The organism is Vibrio sp. 10N.222.49.C9 (genome assembly GCF_041474985.1).
GTDB lineage: Bacteria > Pseudomonadota > Gammaproteobacteria > Enterobacterales > Vibrionaceae > Vibrio > Vibrio crassostreae_C.
This window is the reverse complement of sequence record NZ_JBFRVD010000434.1, coordinates 1-234: the sequence shown is the minus strand read 5'-3', so window position 1 is coordinate 234 and position 234 is coordinate 1. Positions and strand designations below refer to the sequence as shown.

General features: G+C 46.6%; 1 protein-coding gene. It reads left to right on the top strand.

The features are described 5' to 3' along the window. On the top strand, positions 1 to 234 hold a 234-nt coding region (locus AB4585_RS23850), incomplete at both ends, for a heme biosynthesis protein HemY (protein WP_372171241.1).

Genomic DNA, 234 nt, shown 5'->3' with positions numbered 1-234 from the left:
GGTCTAACCAAGGGCAAGCAAGCGATGGCCGCGGGTGACTTTGCAAGTGCCTTTGATGTGCTATCCAGCCTAAGACATGATTACCCCGATAACCCTCGTCTGCTCACCCTGCTAAAAACCTGTTATATCCAACTGGATTGCTGGCAGCCTTTATTGGATTTGCTTCCAATATTAAAGAAAGCGAAAGGGGTAGATAAAGACGAATACCACAAGCTTTCAGTACAAGCACATGCA